Genomic DNA, 971 nt, shown 5'->3' with positions numbered 1-971 from the left:
ACATGGAGCGGCTGTTCGAGCTGCGCTGCATCCTCGAGGCCGAATCGGCTGCGCTCGCCGCGGCGCGCCGCAATCAGGGCCATCTCGATTCGATCAAGGCTGCGCTCGACCGCATGGGCGGCGAGGAGCGTTGGGAAGAAGGCAGCATCGACGCCGACCTGCTCTTCCACCGCGAGATCGCGCGCGCTACCGGCAACAGCTACATCCACACCTTCATCTCGTTCGTCTGCGAGCAGATCCGCCACTCGATCCACTACGCGCGCATGACGAACCCGCTGCACGACCTCGTCGAGATCAATGTCGGCGAGCATGTGCGCATCTATGAGGCTCTGGTGGCGGGCGATCCGGCTGCGGCGGAGGCGGCGATGCGCACGCATATCGTCGGCGCCGCCAACCGCGTCGGCGTCAAGCTGCCGCTCTCGAAAGACACCGGAGCGAAATAGCCATGCCTGCGAGCGTCACCCGCATCTCCGACGTCTGCCTGCTGGTCGAAAATATCGAACGGACGGTCGATTTCTACGTCGACAAGCTCGGCTTCCTCTTGCGCCGCCGCGCCGAAGGATTTGCCGATTTCCATGGCGAGGGCGTGTCGCTCGCTGCCTGGGAGCTCGACCACATCAACCGGCACACCGGCGTGTCCAACCTGAGATCGCCGCGCCACGCGCATAAGGTTTGCGTCGCCGTGCAGCTCGACACGCCGGCCGACATCGACCGGCTGCACCGCGAATTGAGCGCCAAGGGCGTGCCCTTCTACGGCCCGCCCGAAGATTACGTCTGGAACGCGCGCTGCGCCTATTTCACCGACCCGGACGACACGCTTTGGGAGCTTTACGCCTGGCTCGACGGCGGCCCTGGCGATTACCACGACGAACAGCCGTAGACGACGCCGCGCTGAAGGGAGCGGCGCCTGAAGAAAAGACGAGAAAGTCTGCAACAGGAGCGAAAAATGAATGGGAACAGGGACTTTGAAT

General features: G+C 64.1%; 2 protein-coding genes. Both read left to right on the top strand.

The window, feature by feature from the left end; translation table 11 throughout:
- Nucleotides 1-443 (top strand): FCD domain-containing protein (locus EOA24_RS39385; protein ID WP_133375006.1); only part of this gene is annotated, 443 nt, incomplete at its 5' end.
- Between the two features lie 2 nt (nucleotides 444-445).
- Nucleotides 446-880: a VOC family protein gene (locus EOA24_RS39380; protein WP_189343120.1), complete on the top strand. Its 435-nt coding sequence runs from the start codon at nucleotides 446-448 to the stop codon at nucleotides 878-880.
- The last annotated feature ends 91 nt before the right edge of the window (nucleotides 881-971 follow it).

Source organism: Mesorhizobium sp. M2A.F.Ca.ET.039.01.1.1 (genome assembly GCF_003998035.1).
Lineage (GTDB): Bacteria > Pseudomonadota > Alphaproteobacteria > Rhizobiales > Rhizobiaceae > Mesorhizobium.
Note: the sequence above shows the minus strand (reverse complement) of the source record. Positions and strands in the feature narration are given on the sequence as shown.